At 67.4% G+C, this 19,501-nt stretch carries 16 protein-coding genes; 12 read left to right on the top strand and 4 right to left on the bottom strand.

Features of this window, described 5'->3' with window-relative positions:
* Positions 1-81 precede the first annotated feature (81 nt).
* Positions 82-1,926: a M3 family oligoendopeptidase gene (locus QOZ99_RS07235; protein ID WP_306889298.1), complete on the bottom strand. Its 1,845-nt coding sequence runs from the start codon at positions 1,924-1,926 to the stop codon at positions 82-84.
* Between the two features lie 193 nt (positions 1,927-2,119).
* Between QOZ99_RS07235 and QOZ99_RS07230 the strand changes: the two genes are divergently transcribed.
* Positions 2,120-2,848, top strand: a complete 729-nt coding sequence (locus QOZ99_RS07230) for a histidine phosphatase family protein (protein WP_306889297.1) — start codon at positions 2,120-2,122, stop codon at positions 2,846-2,848.
* 56 nt (positions 2,849-2,904) lie between these two features.
* On the opposite strand, the gene QOZ99_RS07225 is transcribed toward QOZ99_RS07230, so the two are convergent.
* Complete coding sequence (locus QOZ99_RS07225) at positions 2,905-3,177, bottom strand: hypothetical protein (protein ID WP_306889296.1); 273 nt, start codon at positions 3,175-3,177, stop codon at positions 2,905-2,907.
* Positions 3,178-3,396: 219 nt separating this feature from the next.
* On the opposite strand from QOZ99_RS07225, the gene QOZ99_RS07220 reads away from it, so the two are divergent.
* A complete protein-coding gene (locus QOZ99_RS07220; RefSeq protein ID WP_306889295.1) occupies positions 3,397-3,669 on the top strand; it encodes a hypothetical protein in 273 nt (90 codons plus the stop codon).
* 390 nt (positions 3,670-4,059) lie between these two features.
* Positions 4,060-5,580 (top strand): putative bifunctional diguanylate cyclase/phosphodiesterase, encoded by a 1,521-nt coding sequence (locus QOZ99_RS07215; RefSeq protein ID WP_306889294.1) that lies wholly within the window; start codon positions 4,060-4,062, stop codon positions 5,578-5,580.
* 487 nt (positions 5,581-6,067) lie between these two features.
* On the opposite strand, the gene QOZ99_RS07210 is transcribed toward QOZ99_RS07215, so the two are convergent.
* Complete coding sequence (locus tag QOZ99_RS07210; RefSeq protein ID WP_306889293.1) at positions 6,068-6,847, bottom strand: outer membrane protein; 780 nt, start codon at positions 6,845-6,847, stop codon at positions 6,068-6,070.
* Between the two features lie 604 nt (positions 6,848-7,451).
* Between QOZ99_RS07210 and QOZ99_RS07205 the strand changes: the two genes are divergently transcribed.
* Positions 7,452-8,093: a TetR family transcriptional regulator C-terminal domain-containing protein gene (locus QOZ99_RS07205; RefSeq protein ID WP_306889292.1), complete on the top strand. Its 642-nt coding sequence runs from the start codon at positions 7,452-7,454 to the stop codon at positions 8,091-8,093.
* A gap of 5 nt (positions 8,094-8,098) precedes the next feature.
* A complete protein-coding gene (locus QOZ99_RS07200; protein WP_306889291.1) occupies positions 8,099-9,289 on the top strand; it encodes a pyridoxal phosphate-dependent aminotransferase in 1,191 nt (396 codons plus the stop codon).
* Positions 9,290-9,406: 117 nt separating this feature from the next.
* On the opposite strand, the gene QOZ99_RS07195 is transcribed toward QOZ99_RS07200, so the two are convergent.
* The gene (locus tag QOZ99_RS07195) at positions 9,407-10,054 is read right to left on the bottom strand and encodes a TetR/AcrR family transcriptional regulator (RefSeq protein ID WP_306889290.1); all 648 of its coding nucleotides are present in this window, start codon (positions 10,052-10,054) and stop codon (positions 9,407-9,409) included.
* Between the two features lie 244 nt (positions 10,055-10,298).
* On the opposite strand from QOZ99_RS07195, the gene QOZ99_RS07190 reads away from it, so the two are divergent.
* The 7 genes from QOZ99_RS07190 (at position 10,299) to QOZ99_RS07160 (ending at position 19,441) form a co-directional block, all read left to right on the top strand.
* A complete protein-coding gene (locus QOZ99_RS07190; protein ID WP_306889289.1) occupies positions 10,299-12,401 on the top strand; it encodes an oxidoreductase in 2,103 nt (700 codons plus the stop codon).
* 10 nt (positions 12,402-12,411) lie between these two features.
* The gene (locus QOZ99_RS07185; protein ID WP_306889288.1) at positions 12,412-13,734 is read left to right on the top strand and encodes an MFS transporter; all 1,323 of its coding nucleotides are present in this window, start codon (positions 12,412-12,414) and stop codon (positions 13,732-13,734) included.
* A gap of 207 nt (positions 13,735-13,941) precedes the next feature.
* Positions 13,942-14,886, top strand: coding sequence for an ABC transporter permease (locus QOZ99_RS07180; protein WP_306889287.1), 945 nt, complete (start codon positions 13,942-13,944; stop codon positions 14,884-14,886).
* Between the two features lie 2 nt (positions 14,887-14,888).
* Positions 14,889-15,812 (top strand): ABC transporter permease, encoded by a 924-nt coding sequence (locus QOZ99_RS07175; RefSeq protein ID WP_306889286.1) that lies wholly within the window; start codon positions 14,889-14,891, stop codon positions 15,810-15,812.
* On the top strand, positions 15,809-16,831 hold the full coding sequence (locus QOZ99_RS07170; RefSeq protein ID WP_306889285.1) for an ABC transporter ATP-binding protein: 1,023 nt from the start codon (positions 15,809-15,811) through the stop codon (positions 16,829-16,831). The genes QOZ99_RS07175 and QOZ99_RS07170 overlap by 4 nt, the downstream gene beginning before the upstream one ends.
* Positions 16,828-17,841, top strand: coding sequence for an oligopeptide/dipeptide ABC transporter ATP-binding protein (locus tag QOZ99_RS07165; protein ID WP_306889284.1), 1,014 nt, complete (start codon positions 16,828-16,830; stop codon positions 17,839-17,841). The genes QOZ99_RS07170 and QOZ99_RS07165 overlap by 4 nt, the downstream gene beginning before the upstream one ends.
* 43 nt (positions 17,842-17,884) lie before the next feature.
* Positions 17,885-19,441, top strand: coding sequence for an ABC transporter substrate-binding protein (locus tag QOZ99_RS07160; RefSeq protein ID WP_306889283.1), 1,557 nt, complete (start codon positions 17,885-17,887; stop codon positions 19,439-19,441).
* Positions 19,442-19,501: the final 60 nt, after the last annotated feature.

Raw genomic sequence — 19,501 nt, 5'->3', positions numbered from 1 at the left:
CTATCCCGGCTCGACGGCTTCGCCTTCGGCCGGGATGACGGCGTGAAACGAGCGGCGCGCCGACGCCCGCTCTTCCAGTGCCTAATCCTCCATCGCCTCCAGCTCCGCGATCATCCGCTCGATCAGGCCGAGGCCCGTCTGCCAGAAGGCCGGATCGCGCGCGTCAAGCCCGAACGGCTTGAGCAATTCCGAATGATGCTTGGTGCCGCCCGCCGCCAGCATGGCGAGGTAGCGCTCGGCGAAGCCGTCGGCGGCATTCTCGTAGACGGCGTAAAGCGAGTTCACCAGGCAGTCGCCGAAGGCATAGGCATAGACATAGAACGGCGAATGGATGAAGTGACCGATATAGACCCAGTAATTTTCATAGCCGGGGCCGAGATGAATGGCCTCGCCAAGGCTCTCGCCCTGAACTTCCAGCCAGATCTGGCTGATGCGCTCGGCGGTCAGCTCGCCATTGCGGCGTTCGGTGTGGATGCGGCGCTCGAATGTGTAGAAGGCGATCTGGCGCACGACCGTGTTGATCATGTCCTCCACCTTCGAGGCCAGCATCGCCTTGCGCGCCTTGGCATCCGGCGCGGCCGCCAGCAGGCGCTGGAAGGTGAGCATCTCGCCGAACACCGAGGCGGTTTCCGCGAGGGTGAGCGGGGTCGGCGCCATCAGCGCGCCATTGGGCGCGGCGAGCACCTGGTGCACGCCATGGCCCAGTTCATGGGCCAGCGTCATCACATCACGCGGCTTGCCCATGTAGTTGAGCAACACATAGGGATGAGCCGAGGGCACGGTGGGGTGCGCGAAGGCGCCGGACGCCTTGCCGGGACGCACGCCGGCATCGATCCAGCTCTTGTCGAAGAAATCGCCGGCAATGGTCGCCATGCGCGGCGAGAAGGACGAATAGGCGCCCAGCACCGTGTCGCGCGCCTCGTCCCAGCCGATGGTGCGGGTTTCGACCTCCGGCAGCGGCGCGTTGCGATCCCAGTATTCCAGCTTGTCCTTGCCGAACCACTTGGCCTTGAGCTTGTAGTAGCGGTGCGCGAGCCGCGGATAGGCCTCGTGCACCGAGGACACCAGCGCATCCACGACCGAGCGTTCGACGCGATTGGCGAGATGGCGGGAATCGGCAATGTCCTCGAAGCCGCGCCAGCGGTCGGAAATTTCCTTGTCCTTGGCCAGCGTGTTGGTCACGAGCGTTAACAGCCGGGCATTCTCGTTGAATACCTTGGCAAGCGCCTCCGCGCCGGCCCGGCGCTTGTCCTCCTGCGACTCCGCGAGGAAGTTCAGCGTCTGTTCGAGCGGCAGCTTCTCGCCCTCCACCTCGAAGCGCAGGCCGGCAATGGTCTCGTCGAACAGGCGGTTCCAGGCCCCGCGCGCGGTGACGCCCTTCTCGTGGAACAGTTGTTCGATGCGGTCGTCGAGCTGATAGGGCTTCTCGGCCCGCACATCCTCGATCCACGGCCGGTACCGACCGAAGGCGGGGTCGCCCAGCGCCGCTTCCATCCTGGCGTCATCAAGCCGGTTGAGTTCGAGCGAGAAGAACAGGAGATGCGTGGAGGCGTCGGTCAGCTTCTCCTGCACGTCGCCGTAGAACTTGGCGCGCACCGGATCGGTGGTATCGCCGGAATAGACCAGGCCCGCATAGGAATAGAGCCGGCCCAGGCGATCCTCGATCTTCTCGTAGCGCGCGACGATGTCGGCGAACTGGCCGCCGGCGTCGGCCGCATCGAGAATGCCGGCGAGCTTGCCCTTGTAGGCCTCCTCGAACGCCGCGGTCTCGGCGGCGGCGCGTTCGAGATCGGCGGACAGCTCGGGCGAATCGAGCCCGGGATAGAGATCGCTGAGGTCCCACTGGGGCAGCGTGCCGAGAGCGGTGGCGGCTGCGGAATCAGGCGAGCGGGTGGTGAAGGCGTTCAGGTCGAAACGGCGCAGCATGATCACTCCGGCGGGGAAACGTTCCTCTGTGCCTTGAATATCGTGCGTAGCGGCTCGCTATCAACCACGCCGGCGGCATTCATTGTCGCCACCTGCCCGCCGTTGCGCTCCCCGCCCCCAACCCATCACGGCGCTTGCCGCCGCTTGCAGGTATCTTCATGCTGTCGCCCGAACAGGGATGGAGGGAACTCGCGTGGCGCCGAAACGGGCTGGAATCATCGTCGCGATCGTCACCGCGCTGACGGCGGCGCTCGGCAGCGCGCAGGCGGCGCCGCAGCGCATCATCATCGTTCGCCACGGCGAGAAGCAGGCGCCGCTCACCCTGTGCAGCATCGGCAAGGAGCGCGCGCGGGCGCTGGCGGCGCAATATCTCAGCCCCACCAGCGACATGAGCCTGCTGAAGGACGTGAAGCCGGCCGCCATCCTCGCCATCACGCTGCACACGCTGGAAACCGCCCGCCCGGTCGCGGCGGCGTGGGACATGGCCATCGCCACCAACTCCCTGATGCTCATGCCCATTCGCAACACGCCCTACTTCAACGGCCTGATCAATGTGCAGAACCGCAAGGTGGTGCGCGACCTCATGGAGAACCCGCGCTGGCATGGACAGACGGTGGTCATGGTGTGGGAGCATTTCCACATCGCCAGCGAGGCGCTGGAGAAGGAATTCGCCGGCCAGAAGGTGACGCTGCGCCAGCTGCTGAACCTCGACAAGGTGAAGGGCGTGCCGGGCGGCGTTCCCAAGACCTGGCCGAACGATAACTATAATTTCTTCTGGATACTGGACTATGACAGCGTGAACGCAACGATTCCGGCAAAATTTACCGTCATACGTCAGTTTTTCGCGCCACCCTTCGCGAACCTGCCGTCCAATGACTGGGGAGCGCCGGAGGTGCTGCCGGCGGGAACCGGCTGCACCTGAAGCGCCCTCGCGCGGCGACAGGATTCAGCGACGCCGCGCTCGGCGCCGCGCCGTCATCAGTTGAAGCTGCGCTTCACCTTCTGGCCGGGCGAGTTATAGCCTTGGTAGAGCGGCGCGAAAATCGGCTCGAACAGGCCGTTGCGGTGGTTGTCGCGCACCTGCTGGCGGCGCACCTTCTCGCGGCCCAGCACGTCTTTCTGCTCTTCGCTGCCGATCGTCGGCAGCGGCCGGGTCGAGGTTGAGGTGGCGTGCGCCGGCAGCGCGGCACCCAGCACAAAGGACGCGGCAATCGCGATGGTCGCGGTGACGCCGAAAGTTTTTGACAACATTTCCGTCTCCCGTTGAAGTTGAACTGAAGTCATAACGCTGCCCTCGCGTCCAAGTTCCCCAGGCCGCTGCACCAGCCCCCGCAAGCGCTGTACGCCTGCCCTCGCCAGATCCGGGCCTCCAGCCTGAGGATCGCCTGCGTTCCGCCGGGCGCCCGGAAGCCACGCCTTGGCCAAACGTGCTCCATGGGAACTTGCGCGCGGCGGAAGCGTTGAACCGGCATGTCCCATGCGTCCGCGCCGCCCGCTCTCACGTCGCCCGTGCTCGATCCCCCGCTATGCCTGCGCACGGCGGATGGCGTGGCCTATGTCGGCTCGCTCGACGAGGCTCTCGCCTTCGCGCTGACCCACCCGCTGCCGAAGGGCGATTTTGAGGGGCTGATCCGTCGCCTTGAGGTTGCGCGCGAAAGGGAAGACGTCATCGAGGCCGGCAATGCGTTCCGCTGGTGGGCGCAATCGAACGGAATTCTGATCGAGAACGGCACCGCGCGCTGAACGGCGGGCACATTTCCACGCCGCTCGCTCGATTGGCCGCGCGCCGTATCTGAAACGCACGCATCGGCCCGGCGAAACCAGGCCGGGGCCCTCGCCGTCGACAGAGGGGGCACGCTTGGGTCGCTGCGGCAGGCATAGCGTGAGCCTGTGAGCCTGACGTCCCGGCTCCACGCCGGCATGTTGCCGCAACCCCATCACCATCTTGTTACCTGTCGATGGATCCGCGCGCGCGCCGGCGACCATCCTCACAGGCACGTATTTCGTAAATGAACGAATTGTGCGAGAAAATGACGAGAAATCATTTCGACCCTTGAGACGCATGAGTTACGGCCGAATGCTTCTGGATACCGTCAAACATCGCGTGGTGGCGCGGGTTTCAGGCTGGCCGACATGAAGCCCGCTGTCCGAGACATCCTTGTTCTCGGCCTGATCGGAATTGTCGCCTATGGTATCGCGCTCTATTTCGGCCTGCATGAAACGCTGCACGCGGTTTTTGGGCGTAGCGAAAGCTGGCATGCCGACGAGCTGATCGTCGCCATCCAGATCATGGCGCTGTGCGGCTTCGCCTATGGCGTGATGCGCCTCAAGGATCTGCACGCAGAGGTCGCACGGCGCGGCGCGGCCGAGGCCAAGGCGGAGTATCTCGCCTTCCATGATCTCCTCACCGATCTGCCCAACCGCCACTTCGTCGAGCAGCGTCTGCCCTCGCTCTGCCGGGCGCGGCGATTGAGGTCGTTCTTCCTTGTCGATCTCGACAATTTCAAGCGGGTGAACGACGTGGCCGGGCATCGCGGCGGCGACGCCACGCTGCGGACAATCACCAGACGCCTGAGCGCGGAGCTTCCGCTGGCGGTCATCGCCCGGATGGGCGGCGATGAATTTCTCGTGGCCCTCCCGGTTGGGGCTCCCGAGCAGGCGCAGGCCCTCGCCGAGAGGATCCGCGAGGTGATAAACGGCCCCATCACGTTCAGCGGCATGACGCTGCACGTGACGGCCTGCATCGGCTTCACCACGCTGGCGGCGGCCGACGATCTCAAGGATGCCGTCACCTGCGCCGACCTCGCCCTGCACGAGGCCAAGCGCAACGGCCCGGCCAGTTGCTGCGCCTACACGCCCGAACTGCGGCGGGAACTGGCGGCCCGGCTGGCAACCGAAAGCCGCCTGCGCGAGGCCGTGGCCGCCGACCGGATCGACGTGCACTTCCAACCGCTGGTGCGCCTGACCGATGGCAGCATTCACGGCTTCGAGGCGCTGGCGCGCTGGAAGCTGGAGGATGGCTCCAGCGTGCCGCCGGACGTGTTCATCCCGATCGCCGAGGAGGCCGGCCTGATCAGCGATCTGTCGACGCACCTCCTGCGCCGGGCCTGCAGGACCGCGCTGACCTGGCCGAGCGGCCTGATCCTCGCCTTCAACATTTCGCCGCTGCAACTCGTCGACATCCTGCTGCCGGAACGTATTCTTGCCGTGCTCGCCGAGACCGGCTTTCCCGCGCATCGGCTATCGGTGGAAATCACCGAATCGGGGTTCGCGGCCGATCTGGAGCGGGCGCTGGACATCATCGGCCGGCTTCGCGAACAGGGCGTTCGCATCGCCATCGACGATTTTGGCACCGGCTATTCCAGCCTGTCGCAGCTCGCCAATTTCCCCGTCGACAAGCTGAAGATCGACCGCCAGTTCATCGCCAACTTCCTCACCAGCGACAAGCAGATGAAGATCGTCCGCGCCATCGTGCAGATCGGCCTGGGGCTGGGGATCGCGACACTCGCCGAAGGGGTGGAAACCGAGGAGGAGCATCGCCGCCTGCGCGCGCTGGGCTGTCAGCTCGGACAGGGCTACCTGTTCGCGGCGCCCATGCCGGCCGACGAGGTGGCGACCTATCTCGCGGGTCTGTCCGATCCGGGCGCACCGTAGCGGGCGGCGTCGAAACCCTGGCATTCGGCGCGAGACGTTCCGAGAGGAGACGTTCCGAGAGGAGACGTGCTGACGAGAGACCCGCTGTGGTCACGCTCGGGCGCAATGCCCCATAGGCACGCAGCCACCCTCCCCGGCCGATAGCGTTTCCAGCAAAGCCGATTGCGTGTCGCGCAACGAAACGCGCGTCAGCGCCTGTTCTGCAACTCGCTTGGAAGAAGACCGCCATCCCGGTCGCTGCCGGAGGCAGAGATCTGGAACCGGCCACGACACCGTTGCGATCCCGTACATGGCCTGCGGCCCTTACAGGAGGACGCTGGCGGAGGACGCTGGCGAAATAGGTGCCAGACGGGCTGTCGCAACAGACCCCTGCCCCGGCCCAACCGAAGGGCCGCTCCATGGCGCGGCCCTTCCTCACAAGCGGATGTCGATGATCGCTCGGCCTGGCCCCGCGATCGACGCCGAAGGCCGGGTGCCGGGCCCGTTTTCAGAACTTGTAGTTCACGCCGGCCCGGACAACGCTGAACGCCGTGTCCAGCGTGACGCCGCCGGCGATGACCGGGTCGGTGACGCTGTAGACGACCTGGCTGCCGAGATCGACATAGAGATATTCCGCCCGAATGGTCCAGTTATCGGTCAGCGCGTATTCGGCGCCACCGCCCACGGTCCAGCCCCACTGCGTCTGCGAGGTGCCCTGCGTGGTTGCCATCGTGTAGCCCGTGAGCGAGCCGGACACCGCTACATCCGTGTCGACCGAGCCATAGGCGACGCCGCCCGTGCCGTAGACCAACAGGCGATCCCAGGCATAGCCCAGGCGCGCGCGCACCGTGCCGAACCACTCGACCTTGCTGCCGATGCTGTACTGCGTGCCGCCAATGGCGACCAGCGAACTGAGCGGGCCGTAGAACAGGTTGCTGCCACCGGCACTGTCGCTGAGGTCGGCCCACTGGAAGTCGGCCTCGGCGCCGATCACCCAATTATTGTCGAACTGATAGTTATAGCCGACCTGGACGCCACCGGTGATGCCGTCGGGACTGAGCGAGGCCGAGTCGCCATAGTAAAGCGACATGGCCGAGACGCTGTAGGAATAGTCCATGTCGCCCCAAGCATAACCCAGATTGCCGCCGACATAGAATCCGGTCCAGCTGAAACTCGGGATGACGATAACCGGCTCGGCCTTTACCGGCATGGACATGTCGGCGGCCTGGACGCCCCCCGCCACCATCATGCTTCCCGCAACGAGCACGGCACAGCTCAGCTTGTTCATGACACTCCCCCCGCCTCTAGGCTGCCTCTATGAATATCGGCCAAATAACGACGCGGCTAGTGCAGAATCGCAACATAGGGTTGCCGTATCGAGTTATCGCGAGTCTTCACTCTCTTCTCGCAAGTATCCTGCTGCCGCATGACGATACGATCTGTTCGAAAATGGTATCAAGATATAGATTAACTCTGCGTCATATGCGCCGCGCGCGGGCATCCGCGATAAGACCGATCGCCCGCGCCATAAGGAAACCCGCGACGCACGAGCGGCAAATCCGATGTTCAGAACCGGCCGGCGCGCGGACAAGGAGGGTTCTCGACGGAGGCCGGCGGGTGGTGCCCCTTATGGCATATTGACGCCGCCTTTATGCAGCTGTTATCCATCTGTATAACAATCGCCTCGACCTGTTGCCGCGCAGCGCTGGCAACCGGCAGGGGCGGTGATGGAGGCAGCTGATGTCCGCGCGCGGAGCCCGGGAGATGGCGCCACGGCCCCGATGCCTGACGCAACGGGTTCGCGGACGGCACAGGGCCGGCACGCCCGGTCGCGCGCGCAACGCCTCGCGGGCCCGCGGATGCCCGACCCGGCCCGCCGCCTGGCGGGCGTCATGAGCCGGCGCAATTTTCATCGCTGCACCGAGGCGGAGCGTCGTCACGACCTGATCGAGGCGACGTTGGACTGTATCTCCGAGGCGGGCCTGCCGGGCGCCACGGTGCGCCAGATCGCCATCAAGGCCGGCGTGACGGCGGGGCTGATCCGCCACTATTTCGATTCCAAGGAGATGATCCTCCAGGAAGCCTACAAGGTGGTGATCGCGCGGCTGACCGAGCGGGCCAAGCTGGTCAGCGGCACGCCCGAGGAGCGCCTGCGCGCCTTCATCCTCATCAATCTCACCGAGCCGGTCGCCAATAGCCGCAGCCTCTCGCTGTGGGCGTCCTTCATCAGCCGTGTCGGCGTCGATCCCGCGCTGGCCGCCATCCATCAGGAGGGCTATCTCAGCTTCCGCCTGTCGCTGGAGGGCCTGCTGGGCGATTTCCTCGCCGACCGGGGCGAGGCCCCCGACCCCGCACGCCGGCGCGCGCTCGCCATCGCGATCAGCGGGTTGCTCGACGGCCTGTGGCTGGAGGGGTGCCTGGCCGGAGAACTTTTCGAGGAGAGCGAGCTCATCGCGATCGCCTTTTCCTCGATCGAGGCGCTGATCGGCCACCCGATCGGCGCGGCGACCGCGATAGAGCAGGACGGGGAGTAGACACGATGCATTACGCATCCATCACGGACAGGCTCGCCAGCCTCGGCTCCGAAAAATGGGCCGTTCATATGGAGGCTCGCCGCCGTCGGGAACTGGGCGAGCCGATCATCGAGCTGACCATCGGCGAGCCGGACCTGCCGCCGCACGCGGCGCTGATCACGGAGGCCATCCGCTCCATGAATGCCGGGCGCCACCGCTACTCGAACGGGCGCGGCGAACAGTCGGTGATCGACGCGCTGGTGCGCAAATATGCGCGGCGCCGTCCCGGCGTGACCGGCGATAACGTGCTGTGCTTTCCCGGCACGCAGACCGCGCTCTTTGCCGTCATGCTCGGCCTTGTCGAGGCCGGCGACGCCGTGCTGGTCGGCGATCCGCTCTACGCCACCTATGAAGGCGTCATCCGCGCCACCGGCGCCGATCATGTCACCGTGCCGCTGCGCCCGGAACACGGCTTCCACCTGCAGGCGGCCGATCTCGAACGGGCCATCACCCCGCGATGCCGCGTGCTGCTGCTCAACACCCCGCACAACCCGACCGGGGCCGTGCTGACGGCGCAGGAGATCGCCGCCATCGGCGAGGTGTGCCGCCGGCACGACCTCTGGATCGTCAGCGACGAGGTCTATGAGGAACTGATCTTCGACGGCGACTTCGCCTCGCCCTTCGACGATCCCGCGCTGGCCGAACGCACCATCGTGTGCTCGTCCATCTCCAAGTCGCATGCCGCCCCCGGCTTTCGCAGCGGCTGGGCCATCGGCCCGGCGGAATTCACCAGCCGCCTGCTCGCGGTGTCCGAGACGATGCTGTTCGGCGGCCAGCCCTTCATCGCCGACATGACCGCCTATGCGCTCGACACCTCGCTCGACACCTCGGCGCAGATGCGGCGCGCCTACAAGCGGCGTGCCGACCTGATCGCCGCCCGCCTCGCCGGCGCGCCGGGGCTGGAGCCCATGCCGCCGGAGGCCGGGATGTTCATCCTGGTGGATGTGAGCGGCACCGGCATGAGCGGCGAGGCCTTCGCCTGGACCCTGCTCGACGAGGAGCAGGTCGCCGTCATGCCCGGCCACGCCTTCGGCGCCGGGGCCGGCAATTTCGTGCGTATCAGCCTCACCGTGCCGGACGACAAGATCGAGGAGGCGTGCCGCCGCATGGTCGCCGTCGCGACGCGCAGCCGTCTTCGGGAAGCCAAGCGGGCCTGAGCGGAGCCGGAGCGAACAGCCCGGCGGCGGCCACGGAGGACGGCCGCCGCCGGCCCGGAACCCGATCGCCGGGACCGGCATCCCCGGCCTCAGCCGGCCGGCCTCCGCTGTCCCGCCTCAACCATGGGCACCGAGACGCAGGCCCTTCACCCAGTTGCGGCACAGTTGCATGCCCTCCTCGGGCCGGAACGAGGACGGGTTCAGGCACCAGGCTAGCCACAGCCCGTCCAGCAGCGCGGTGAAGGCGATGGCCGCGAGGCGCACATCGCCGATCGCGAACCCCTCGCTGGCGGCGAGGTCGCCCAGCAGGCGCTCGACGGCAGCGACATAGTCCGAATACTCGCCCTGCTGGGAGGCGCTCATGCGCGGCGAGTGCAGCACCAGCCCCCAGAACACCACCCACACGCCCAGCACATCACGATCGAACAGCACGGGCGAAAACGACGCCTCGATGAAGGCATCGAGCCGCTCGTGCGGGGTGGGCGCGGCCGCCGCCACGGCGTCCATCAGCGCCTGCAGCAAGCTCCCCGACATGATGTCGAAAGCATAGGCGACCAGTTCGCTGATCTCGCCGAAATGATGCGTGACCAAGCCCTGCGTCACCCCCGCCTCGGCGGCGATCTGACGGACCGAGACGCCCGCATTGCCGTGCTTGAGGATGCAGCGCAGCGCCGCCTCGCCCAATTGGCGGCGCCGATCCTCCGGCGCCTGCCGGCGGAAACGCGCCCGCTCTTTCCTCTCGCCACCCGCGTTCACGCCCGCCATGCCCCGCCGCAATGCCTTGCCACCATGCCTCGCCACCTTATGCCATTGACGGCCACTCTGGCCCGACCGCACGAGGCGCGCAAGAGGGGCGCACGCGCATTTGACGCCATAACGCATTGATTATAATCGTTGTTCTTCTCTTGTTATACGATCTTATAATTTCTCTTGCGCACGTCATGCCGCCATGCCTATCCTTTCAACCAATGACCCGCCCTCGATGGCGGGCGGGGAACGGGGTTGAGCCATGGCGCGGGATTCTCGCTACGACGTGCTGTTTGAACCGGTGCGCATCGGCCCGGTGACGGCGCCGAACCGCTTCTACCAGGTGCCCCACGCGAGCGGCATGACCAACGCGCTGCCGCGCGTGCGCGCCGCCTTCCGCGAGACCAAGGCCGAGGGCGGCTGGGGCGTGGTGTGCACCGGGGCCTGCTCCATCGACGAGACCTCCGACGACGCGCCCCTGCCCTTCGCCACGTTGTGGGATCGCAACGACATTCATGCCCACGCGCTGACCACCGAGGCCGCGCACCGCCACGGCGCGCTGGCCGGCGTCGAGCTCTGGCATGGCGGCGCCTCGGTGATGAACCGTTCCAGCCGCCTGCCGCCGCTCTCGCCCTCGGGGATTCCCTGGATGGCGACGCATGTCGGCTTCATGGGCAACCTGCGCCCCAGGACCATGGACAGGTCCGACATTCGCGCGGTGCTGCGTTGGCAGGCCGAGGGCGCGCGCAAGGCCCGCACGGCCGGCTTCGACATTGTCTATGTCTATGCCGGCATGGGCTATCTCGGCTACGAGTTCCTGCTGCCGGAATATAACCACCGCACGGATGAATATGGCGGCCCGATCGAGAACCGGGTGCGTTTCGTGCGCGAGATGCTGGAGGTCACGCGCGACGCTGTCGGCAAGGATTGCGGCGTGGCGCTGCGCGTCAGCCTGGAGGAATTGCGCGGCCGGCCGGGCCGGAACCAAGCTTCCGAGGCGCATGAACTGGTCGCGCTGCTGTCCGACCATGCCGACCTGTTCGACGTGAAGATGGATTCCAGCCCGACCGACTGCTCGCCCTCGCGCTTCTCCGGCGAAGGCAGCCACGAGCCGGTGATCGACTTCGTCAAGACCCTGACCGACAAGCCGGTGGTCGGTGTCGGCCGCTTCACCTCGCCGGACATGATGGTGTCGCAGATCCGCCGCGGCGTGCTCGATTTCATCGGCGGCGCCCGCCCATCCATCGCCGACCCTTTCCTGCCCAACAAGATAAGGGACGGCCGGATCGAGGAGATCCGGGAGTGCATCGGCTGCAACATCTGCATCTCCAGCTGGCATGACGGCGTGCCGGTGCGCTGCACGCAGAACCCGACCGCCGGCGAGGAATGGCGCCGCGGCTGGCACCCCGAGCGCGTCACGCCCGCCGCGCGGCCGGGCAAGGTGCTGGTTGTCGGCGGCGGGCCCGCCGGGCTGGAATGCGCGCTCACCAGCGCGCGCCAGGGCCATGAGGTGACGATCGTCGACGCCGGCACCAGCTGGGGCGGGCGGCTCACCTTCGAGAAGACGCTGCCGGGCCTCGCCGCCTGGAACCGCGTGGCCGACTATCGGCTCGGCCGGCTCAACGACATTCCCAATGTCGCGCTCTATCTCGATAGCCGGCTCGGCGTCGACGACATCGTCGAATTCGCGCCCGACCACCTCGTTCTCGCCACCGGCGCGCGCTGGACCCGCTCGCTCTATTCGTCGATGGAGATTCCGGTCGGGACGCTGGAACGCGAAAAAGTCTACACGCCCGACGACATCGCCGCCGGCCGGCTGCCGGAAGGGCCGACGCTCGTGTTCGACTTCGACAATTACTATTATGGCGGGGTGCTGACCGAGCATCTGGCCAGCCGGGGTATCGAGGTCGCCTATGTCACCCCCGCGGGCCAGGCCTCGGCCTGGACCATCATGACCAACGAATTGCCGCTGGTGCACCGGGCACTGGCCCGTCGCAACATCCCCGTGACGACACTGCACCTGCTGAAGGATTTTGACGGCGAGACCGCGACGCTGGCGCATCTATTCACCGGTGAGGAGACCAGGATGGCCTGCCGCTCGGTGCTGATCGTCGGCCTGCGCGCGCCGCGCACCGATCTGCAGGAGGCGATTGCGGCGCGGCGCGGCGAGATCGATGCCGCCGGCATCCGCAGCCTTGTCACCATCGGCGACGCGCTGGCGCCCGGTGCCATCGCCCATGCGGTGCATAGCGGCCATCTGGCCGCGCGCGAACTCGGCCGGAGCGGCGGCCGCGCCTATTATCTGCGCGACACGCCGATCACCGACCGGGAACCGGCATTCGATCGGGCGGAAGCCGCCGAATAGGGGGAGTGCCATGTCCGTAGCTCCCGCCGCCCCGCCAGCCACTCCGCCGGCCACCCCGCCAGCCACTCCGCCAGCCGGTCCTCCCTCCGGCATGTCGCGCTTTTCCATCGCCTCGCCGCTGGCCGGCGGTGCGTTTCACGCCATGGGCTCGGGCCTGTTCCACACGCTGCTACCGCTGCGGCTGGTGGCGGACGGCCATGGCGCGGAGGCGGTCGGCCTGGTGGTCGGCGCGGAAGGCGCGGGCTTCCTGCTGGGATGCATCGGCTCGGTCCGGCTGATCCGCTCGGTGGGCGAAGTCCGTGCCTATGCCGCGCTGTCGGCGAGTTCGGCCGTGCTCATCCTCTCGCTCGGCACGCAGCCCCCGCTCATCGCCTTCATGGCGATACAGGCGGTGATCGGCTTCTCCAATGCCGGCCAGTCGGTGGTCATCGAGAGCTGGATGAACGCCATGGTGCCGAACCGCAGCCGCGGCCGCATGCTCACGCTTTATGTGGTGCTGCTCGGCCTGTTCTACGGGCTCGGCCAATTGCTGGCGACCGACATCGATCCGGCCGGGCTGCCGCTGCTCATGCTGACGGCGGCGTTCTACCTCGCGGCCATCGTGCCGGTGACGGCGATCTGGGTCGGCGAGCCGCAATTGCACGTGCCGATGGGCGTCCGGCTGTTCCACACCTTCAAGGTCTCGCCCATCGGGGCGCTGGCCTGCCTGATCACCGGCCTGATTTCCTCGACCTTCTCCTCCATCGGCCCGCTTTACGGGCTGGACATGAACTTCCCGCAGAAGACCATCGTGCTCCTGATGGCGGCCACCCAGCTCGGCGCGCTGTTCCTGCAATTCCCGCTCGGTTACCTCTCCGACCGTACCGATCGCGGCGTGATGATGCTGTGGCTGGCCATCGCGCTGGCACTGCTCTGCGCAGGCTTCCTGCTGGTGGACGGAACGACGCCGGTCTGGGTGTTCCTCATCCTGTTTTCGGTTTTCGGCGGCATTTCCGAGATCTTCTATCCGCTCGGCGTCGCCCATGCCAACGACGCCGCCGAGCCCCGCGAATTCGTGCCGCTCTCGTCGAACCTGCTGCTCATCTGGGCCTTTGGCGGCACGGTGGGGCCGGCCGTGGTGACGATGGGGATGCCGGCTTTCGGCTCGGCCATCTTCTTCGTCTACGCGCTCGCCATCGCCGTCCTGTTCGCCGCCCTCACCGCCTGGCTGCGCTATGGCCGGCCGCCGGCGAAAGCGCGCGAGCAGTTCGTGGCGTATCCGCAGACATCGCCGATTGTCTACGAATGGGGCCCCCACGACCAGCCGGACGAGACCGGCAGGGGGGCGCCATGAAGAGCCATATCAAACGCCCCGCCAGCCTCCGGCGCCGGTGAGTTTCCACCGCGTGACGTGCCCACCGCGTGACGTGCATCCCGCGTGACCTGCATCCCGCGCGCGCCCCCCCGGTGGGCGGTGCGACGGGCTGCGGATTTCCTGTCCACCGACACGCTGCGCCCCGGCAAAAGGGCCAGCCTCGTCCCGCCGTGGAGGTCCTGGTCCATGCTTGGCTTCATCCTTCGCCGAACCGCGATCGCGATCGCCATACTGCTGCTGGTGGCGCTGCTGCTGTTCGCGATGATGCACATGATTCCGGGCGATCCCACCGTGGTGGCGCTCGGCCCGCGCTCCACGCCGGAGATGCGCGAGGCCTTCCGTGCCATGATGGGGCTCGACCGGCCGGTGCTGGATCAGCTCGGCCTGCTGCTCGTGCGCCTCGCGCAGGGCGACCTCGGGCTGGACGTGTGGAGCCGCCGCCCGGTGCTGACCATGGTGCTGGAAGTGCTGCCCTATACCGTGGCGCTGGCGCTGGCGAGCTTCGTCTGGGCGCTGGCGCTCGGCCTCGTGCTCGGCTGCGTCGCCGTGGTGCATCACGGCAAATGGGGCGACTGGCTCATCGGCGCCGTCTCGGTGTCCTTCGTCGCCGTGCCCTCCTTCGTCGTCGCGCTCTATTCGCTCTTGATCTTCGCGGTGTGGCTCAACTGGCTGCCGGCCATCGGCGCCGGCGAGCCGGGAGATATCGGCGCCCAGCTGCGCGCGCTGATCCTGCCCTCCTTCGCCGTCGGGCTCGGCTGGGTCGGGTATATCTCGCGGCTGGTGCGGGCCGCGATGATCGAGGCGATGGGCGAGGATTATGTGCGCACGCTGCGCGCCTATGGCGTGGGCGAAGGCCGCATCATCTACCGCTACGCGCTGAAGCAGGCCCTGCTCGCCATCCTCTCCGTGATCGCCATCGGCTTCGGCAGCCTGCTCACCGGATCGATCTTCGCCGAAATCGTGTTCACCCGACCGGGCCTCGGCAAGATGACCTATGACGCGGTGATCTCGCGCAATTTCCCTCTTGTCATGGGCACGGTGCTGGTGACGTCGGCGCTCTATGTCACCTGCATGATCCTCGCCGACGTCCTCAGCGCGTGGCTCGACCCGCGCGTGCGGAGCGCGATCTGACCATGGCGATGCTGACGGACGCCGCGACGCCGAACCCTACGACCGAGGCCACGGCCTCGCACGAACCGCGCGCCCTCGCACGGTTCGCCACCACACTCGCCCATGTCCTGTCGACACCGCTCGGCGCCATCGGCCTCGCCCTCGTGCTGCTGATCGTGCTCACCGCGCTGCTGGCCCCAACGATCGCGCCTTATGATCCCACCGCGATCAACGTGAAAAATCGCCTCGCCGATCCCTCGCTCGCCCATCTGCTCGGGACCGATCAACTCGGCCGCGATCTGTTCTCGCGGGTCATTCTCGGCACGCGCACGGCGATGACGGTGGCTCTCACCGCGCTGGCCACCGCGCTGGCGCTGGCGCTGCCGCTCGGGCTCGTCGCCGGCTATGGCCCGCGCTGGCTGGATGGGCTGATGGTGCTCATGTTCGACAGCATCAGCTCGCTGCCGATGATCATGCTGGGCCTCGCCGTGGTGGTGCTGATCGGGCCGGGCCTGCCGACCGTCATCCTGGTGATCGTGCTCTACTGCGTGCCCTCCTATGCCCGGCTGGTGCGCACGCAGACGCTCAGCCTCAAGTCGCGCGATTTCATCAAGGCCGAGCAGGCGATGGATGCCGGCACGCCGCGCATCCTGTTCCGCCACCTGCTGCCGAACGTCATCGGCCCGCTGCTGATTCTCGCCTGCCTCGACATTTCCACCGTCATCACGCTGGAGGCGGGCCTCTCCTTCCTCGGCCTCGGGGTGAAGCCGCAGATCCCGAGCTGGGGCAACATCCTCAGCGACGGCTTCGCGGTCATCCGCAAGAGCGCCGTGCCTGTCGTGGCGGGCGGCGTGCCGCTGGTCCTCGCCACGCTCGGCTTCACCTTCTTCGGCGAGGCGCTGCGCGATGCGCTCGACCCCAGGCTCGCACGGGAGCGCCGCCCATGAAACCGCCAGTGCTGAAACCGCCTCCCGTGAACGCGCCGGTGCTGGACATGCACAATGTATCGGTGTCCTACGGCGCGCATGTTCCCGCCGTCCTTGGGGTCGACCTCACGGTTCGCCCGCGCGAGATCGTCGGCATCATCGGCGAGAGCGGCTCGGGAAAGTCCACGCTCGCCCATTCCGTGCTCGGCCTGCTGCCGAAGACCGCGCGGATGAGCGGCGAGCGCTTCATGCTGGCCGGCGCCGACATCCTCAAGGCGGACCGCACGGCGCTCGCCGCGCTGCGCGGCCCCTCGGCGGCGATGATCTTCCAGAACCCGATGACCGCCTTCAGCCCCATCCACTCGCTGGGGCGCCAGCTCACCGATCTGCTGTGGCGCGATCATGCCCAGTCGGGCGCGCAGAAGCGGGCCCGCATCGTGGCCGCGCTGGCCGAGGTCGGCATTCCCGATCCGGTCGGCCGGCTGGATGCCTTTCCCTTCCAGCTCTCGGGCGGCATGCTGCAGCGCGTGGCGATCGCCGCCGCCCTGTTGATGCAGCCGGCGCTGCTGATCGCCGACGAGCCGACCACCGCGCTCGACGTGACCATGGAGGCGCAGATCCTCCATCTCATGCGCTCCCTGCGCGAGCGGGCCGGCGTGTCCATTCTCATCATCTCGCATCACCTCGGCGTCATCGCCGAGATCTGCGACCGCGTCGCGGTGATGTATGCCGGGCGGATCGTCGAAGAGGGAACCGTGGAAGCGATCTTCCGCGACCCCCGCCATCCCTACACGCAGGCCCTGTTCGCCTGCGAGCCGGCGCTGGTACCCACCGGCGTGCGCCGCCTCCCGGTCATTGCCGGCGAGGTGCCCCGCCCCGGCGGCCGCCTCTGCGACTTCGCCGCGCGCTGCGCCGTCAAGGCCGCGCGCTGCCTGGAGCAAGCGCCGCCCTGGACACGCTCGGGCGAGTTCCCCGTGCATCATGTCCGCTGCCACGGCAGCGCGCTGTCGGGAAACGTACCTTCGGGGCGCGGGTCATGAGGAAGCAGCCAGCCCTCATCGAGGCCGACGGGCTCTCGGTCGCCGTGCCGGGCCGCGGGCTGCCCTTCCTCAGGGGTGCGCCGCTGTCGATCCTCGCCGAGGTTTCGCTGGCCGTCCGCCCGGGCGAGATCGTCTGCCTGATCGGCGAGAGCGGCTCGGGCAAGACCACGTTCGGGCGTGCGCTGCTCGGCCTCGTCCGGCCCTCGTCCGGCAGCATCGCGGTCGATGGCGTGGCCCTGCCCGATTTCTCGGCCCGCAGCTTCCGTGCGCTGCGCCGGCAGGCGGCGCTGCTGTTTCAGGATCCGGTGAGTTCGTTCAACCCGCGCCAGCGCATCGGCGCGATGATGGCGGAGCCTCGCCACATCGCCGGGGTGGGCTCCACGCGGCTGGCCGATATCGTCGCGCTGGCCGGGCAGGTGGGCCTTGCCGAGCGCTTCCTCGCACGCTTCCCGCATGCGCTCAGCGGCGGGCAGGCGCGGCGCGCGGCGGTGGCGCGGGCGCTGTCGGTGACGCCAAGGCTGATCGTCGCCGACGAGCCGACCGCCGGGCTGGACGTCTCGGTGCAGGGCGGGGTGCTCAACCTGTTCCTCGACATACGCGAGCAGCACGACACCGCGTTCCTGCTCATCACCCACAACCTTTCGGTGGTGCGCCACATCGCCGACCGCATCGTCATTCTCTATCTCGGCCGGGTGGTGGAGAGCGGGCGCGCGGGCGACGTGCTGCGTTCCCCCCGGCATCCCTACACGCGCGCGCTGCTCGATTCCGAGCCGGTGCCGGACCCGGCCCGGCGGCGGGCCGAGCCGCCGGTGATCGGCGAGGTGCCCAGCATCGCCCGTCGCCCGACCGGCTGCGAGTTCCACACACGCTGCCCCCGCGCCCAGCCCAGATGCAGGAGCGAGGCGCCGGTTCTGCTGGATGAGCCCGGCGAGCGCCAGGTTGCCTGTCACTTTCCGCTGCCGGAGGCGGTCAACATCCCCGCACCGGGCCGGCGGATGGCCCAGTCCTGACAGTGCCGACACGTTGCAACAAAAACACAGAGGGAAGACCAGCATGCTCCAGCTTTCCACCAACCGGCGGCGCTTCCTCACGGGCGTGGCTGCCGGCGCCGCCGCGCTCTCGCTGCGCCCCGGCCTGTCCTATGCCGTCGAGGGCGACACCCTGCTCGTGCGTGCCGCCTCCGATATCGAGATCCTCGATCCCGCCTTCCAGAACGGGCTGCTGGAAGAGGAGATCGGCCGCTGCCTGTTCGTCTCGCTCAACCGGCTGGACGACATGCGCAGCGGCGTGCATCTGCGCCCCTATGCGGCGCGCAGCCTCAACCAGACATCGCCAATCGAGATCGCCTTCGAGCTTCATGACTGGCTGGCATGGACCGGCGATTTCGGCCCGGTGACGGCCGAGGACGTCAAATATTCCTTCGAGCGCGTCGCCAACCCGGCCAATGGCTCGGCCTGGGCCTATGCGTTCGACGCGCTCCGGGAGGTGGAAGTCACCGGCACGCGCACCGGCATCATCCATCTGAAAGCCCCGTCGGCGCCGTTCGCGGCGACCTCGCTGCCCTATTACATGGGGCACATTGTCTGCAAGAAAGCGGTGGAGGCTGCGGGCGGCAAGTTCACCACGGAGGTTCCCGCCACCGCCGGCCCCTATCTCATCGACAAATGGGTGCCCAAGCAGAGCGTTGCGCTCAAGCTCAACCCGGGCTGGAAGGGCGAGCCACCGGCCTTTGCCCGCGTGAAGTTCCAGATCATCACCGATGACGAGGCCGCCGCCCTCGCCTATGAATCCAGGGCGGTCGACTATTCCCGCATCAGCCTCAACACGCTGGCGATCTACAAGGACAAGCTGCCGGAGAAGACGGCGCTGATCCAGCACAGCGGCAACCGCTTCGCGTGGCTCGCCATCAACGTCAACAACCCCAAGCTGGCCGACCCGAAGGTGCGGCGCGCCATCCAGCACGCGATCGATGTCGGCCAGATCATGGACGGTTCCTATTCCGGCCTCGCCGCGCCCGCCACCGGCGTCGTGCCGCCGGCGCTGATCGGCCATCGCGAGGCCATTCTCTATCCCGCCGACGCCGCCAGGGCGCAGGCCCTGCTGGCCGAGGCCGGCGTTTCCGGGCTCAGCCTCGAACTGGCGGCGATGAACGACAAGACCAGCCAGCTGACCTGCCAGATCGTCCAGGCGCTGCTCGGCTCGGTGGGCATCACGGTCGACATCAAGCCCTATGACGAGGGCGTCTACTGGACGCTCGGCGACAAGAGCGCCGGCGATACGTGGAAGACCCTCGATCTCGTGCTGATGAACTTCGCCGGCGGCGTCGACCCCTCGGAGAACCTCACCTGGTTCCGGCCCAAGCAGATCGGCATTTACAACTGGTCGCAATTCGACAGCCCGGAATTCGAGGCGCTGTACGAGCAAGGCATGGCGGAGACCGACCCGGACAAGCGCGGCGCCATCTACCGCAAGATGCAGGATCTGATGGAGGAATCCGGCGGCTTCGTCTTCATCACCCACGAAACCTTCGCGGCGGTGGCGCGGCAGGGGTTGGAACCCTGCATCCTCGCCGACGGCTATGTCGACGTGACGCGCTTCCGCAAGGATTGAGGCAAGCGCCAACGCGCGCGGAACATGCCGGTTCGGGGAACTCCCCCGGATCGGCAAGCT

Source organism: Ancylobacter amanitiformis (assembly GCF_030814815.1).
GTDB classification, from domain to species: domain Bacteria; phylum Pseudomonadota; class Alphaproteobacteria; order Rhizobiales; family Xanthobacteraceae; genus Ancylobacter; species Ancylobacter amanitiformis.
Note: the sequence above shows the minus strand (reverse complement) of the source record. Positions and strands in the feature narration are given on the sequence as shown.

Bases quoted from the DNA above. Each gene is read 5' to 3' on its own strand.
- QOZ99_RS07235 (WP_306889298.1), bottom strand. From the start codon at position 1,926: ATGCTGCGCCGTTTCGACCTGAACGCCTTCACCACCCGCTCGCCTGAT.
- QOZ99_RS07225 (WP_306889296.1), bottom strand. From the start codon at position 3,177: ATGTTGTCAAAAACTTTCGGCGTCACCGCGACCATCGCGATTGCCGCG.
- QOZ99_RS07220 (WP_306889295.1), top strand. From the start codon at position 3,397: ATGTCCCATGCGTCCGCGCCGCCCGCTCTCACGTCGCCCGTGCTCGAT.
- QOZ99_RS07215 (WP_306889294.1), top strand. From the start codon at position 4,060: ATGAAGCCCGCTGTCCGAGACATCCTTGTTCTCGGCCTGATCGGAATT.
- QOZ99_RS07210 (WP_306889293.1), bottom strand. From the start codon at position 6,847: ATGAACAAGCTGAGCTGTGCCGTGCTCGTTGCGGGAAGCATGATGGTG.
- QOZ99_RS07205 (WP_306889292.1), top strand. From the start codon at position 7,452: ATGAGCCGGCGCAATTTTCATCGCTGCACCGAGGCGGAGCGTCGTCAC.
- QOZ99_RS07200 (WP_306889291.1), top strand. From the start codon at position 8,099: ATGCATTACGCATCCATCACGGACAGGCTCGCCAGCCTCGGCTCCGAA.
- QOZ99_RS07195 (WP_306889290.1), bottom strand. From the start codon at position 10,054: ATGGCGGGCGTGAACGCGGGTGGCGAGAGGAAAGAGCGGGCGCGTTTC.
- QOZ99_RS07190 (WP_306889289.1), top strand. From the start codon at position 10,299: ATGGCGCGGGATTCTCGCTACGACGTGCTGTTTGAACCGGTGCGCATC.
- QOZ99_RS07185 (WP_306889288.1), top strand. From the start codon at position 12,412: ATGTCCGTAGCTCCCGCCGCCCCGCCAGCCACTCCGCCGGCCACCCCG.
- QOZ99_RS07180 (WP_306889287.1), top strand. From the start codon at position 13,942: ATGCTTGGCTTCATCCTTCGCCGAACCGCGATCGCGATCGCCATACTG.
- QOZ99_RS07175 (WP_306889286.1), top strand. From the start codon at position 14,889: ATGGCGATGCTGACGGACGCCGCGACGCCGAACCCTACGACCGAGGCC.
- QOZ99_RS07170 (WP_306889285.1), top strand. From the start codon at position 15,809: ATGAAACCGCCAGTGCTGAAACCGCCTCCCGTGAACGCGCCGGTGCTG.
- QOZ99_RS07165 (WP_306889284.1), top strand. From the start codon at position 16,828: ATGAGGAAGCAGCCAGCCCTCATCGAGGCCGACGGGCTCTCGGTCGCC.
- QOZ99_RS07160 (WP_306889283.1), top strand. From the start codon at position 17,885: ATGCTCCAGCTTTCCACCAACCGGCGGCGCTTCCTCACGGGCGTGGCT.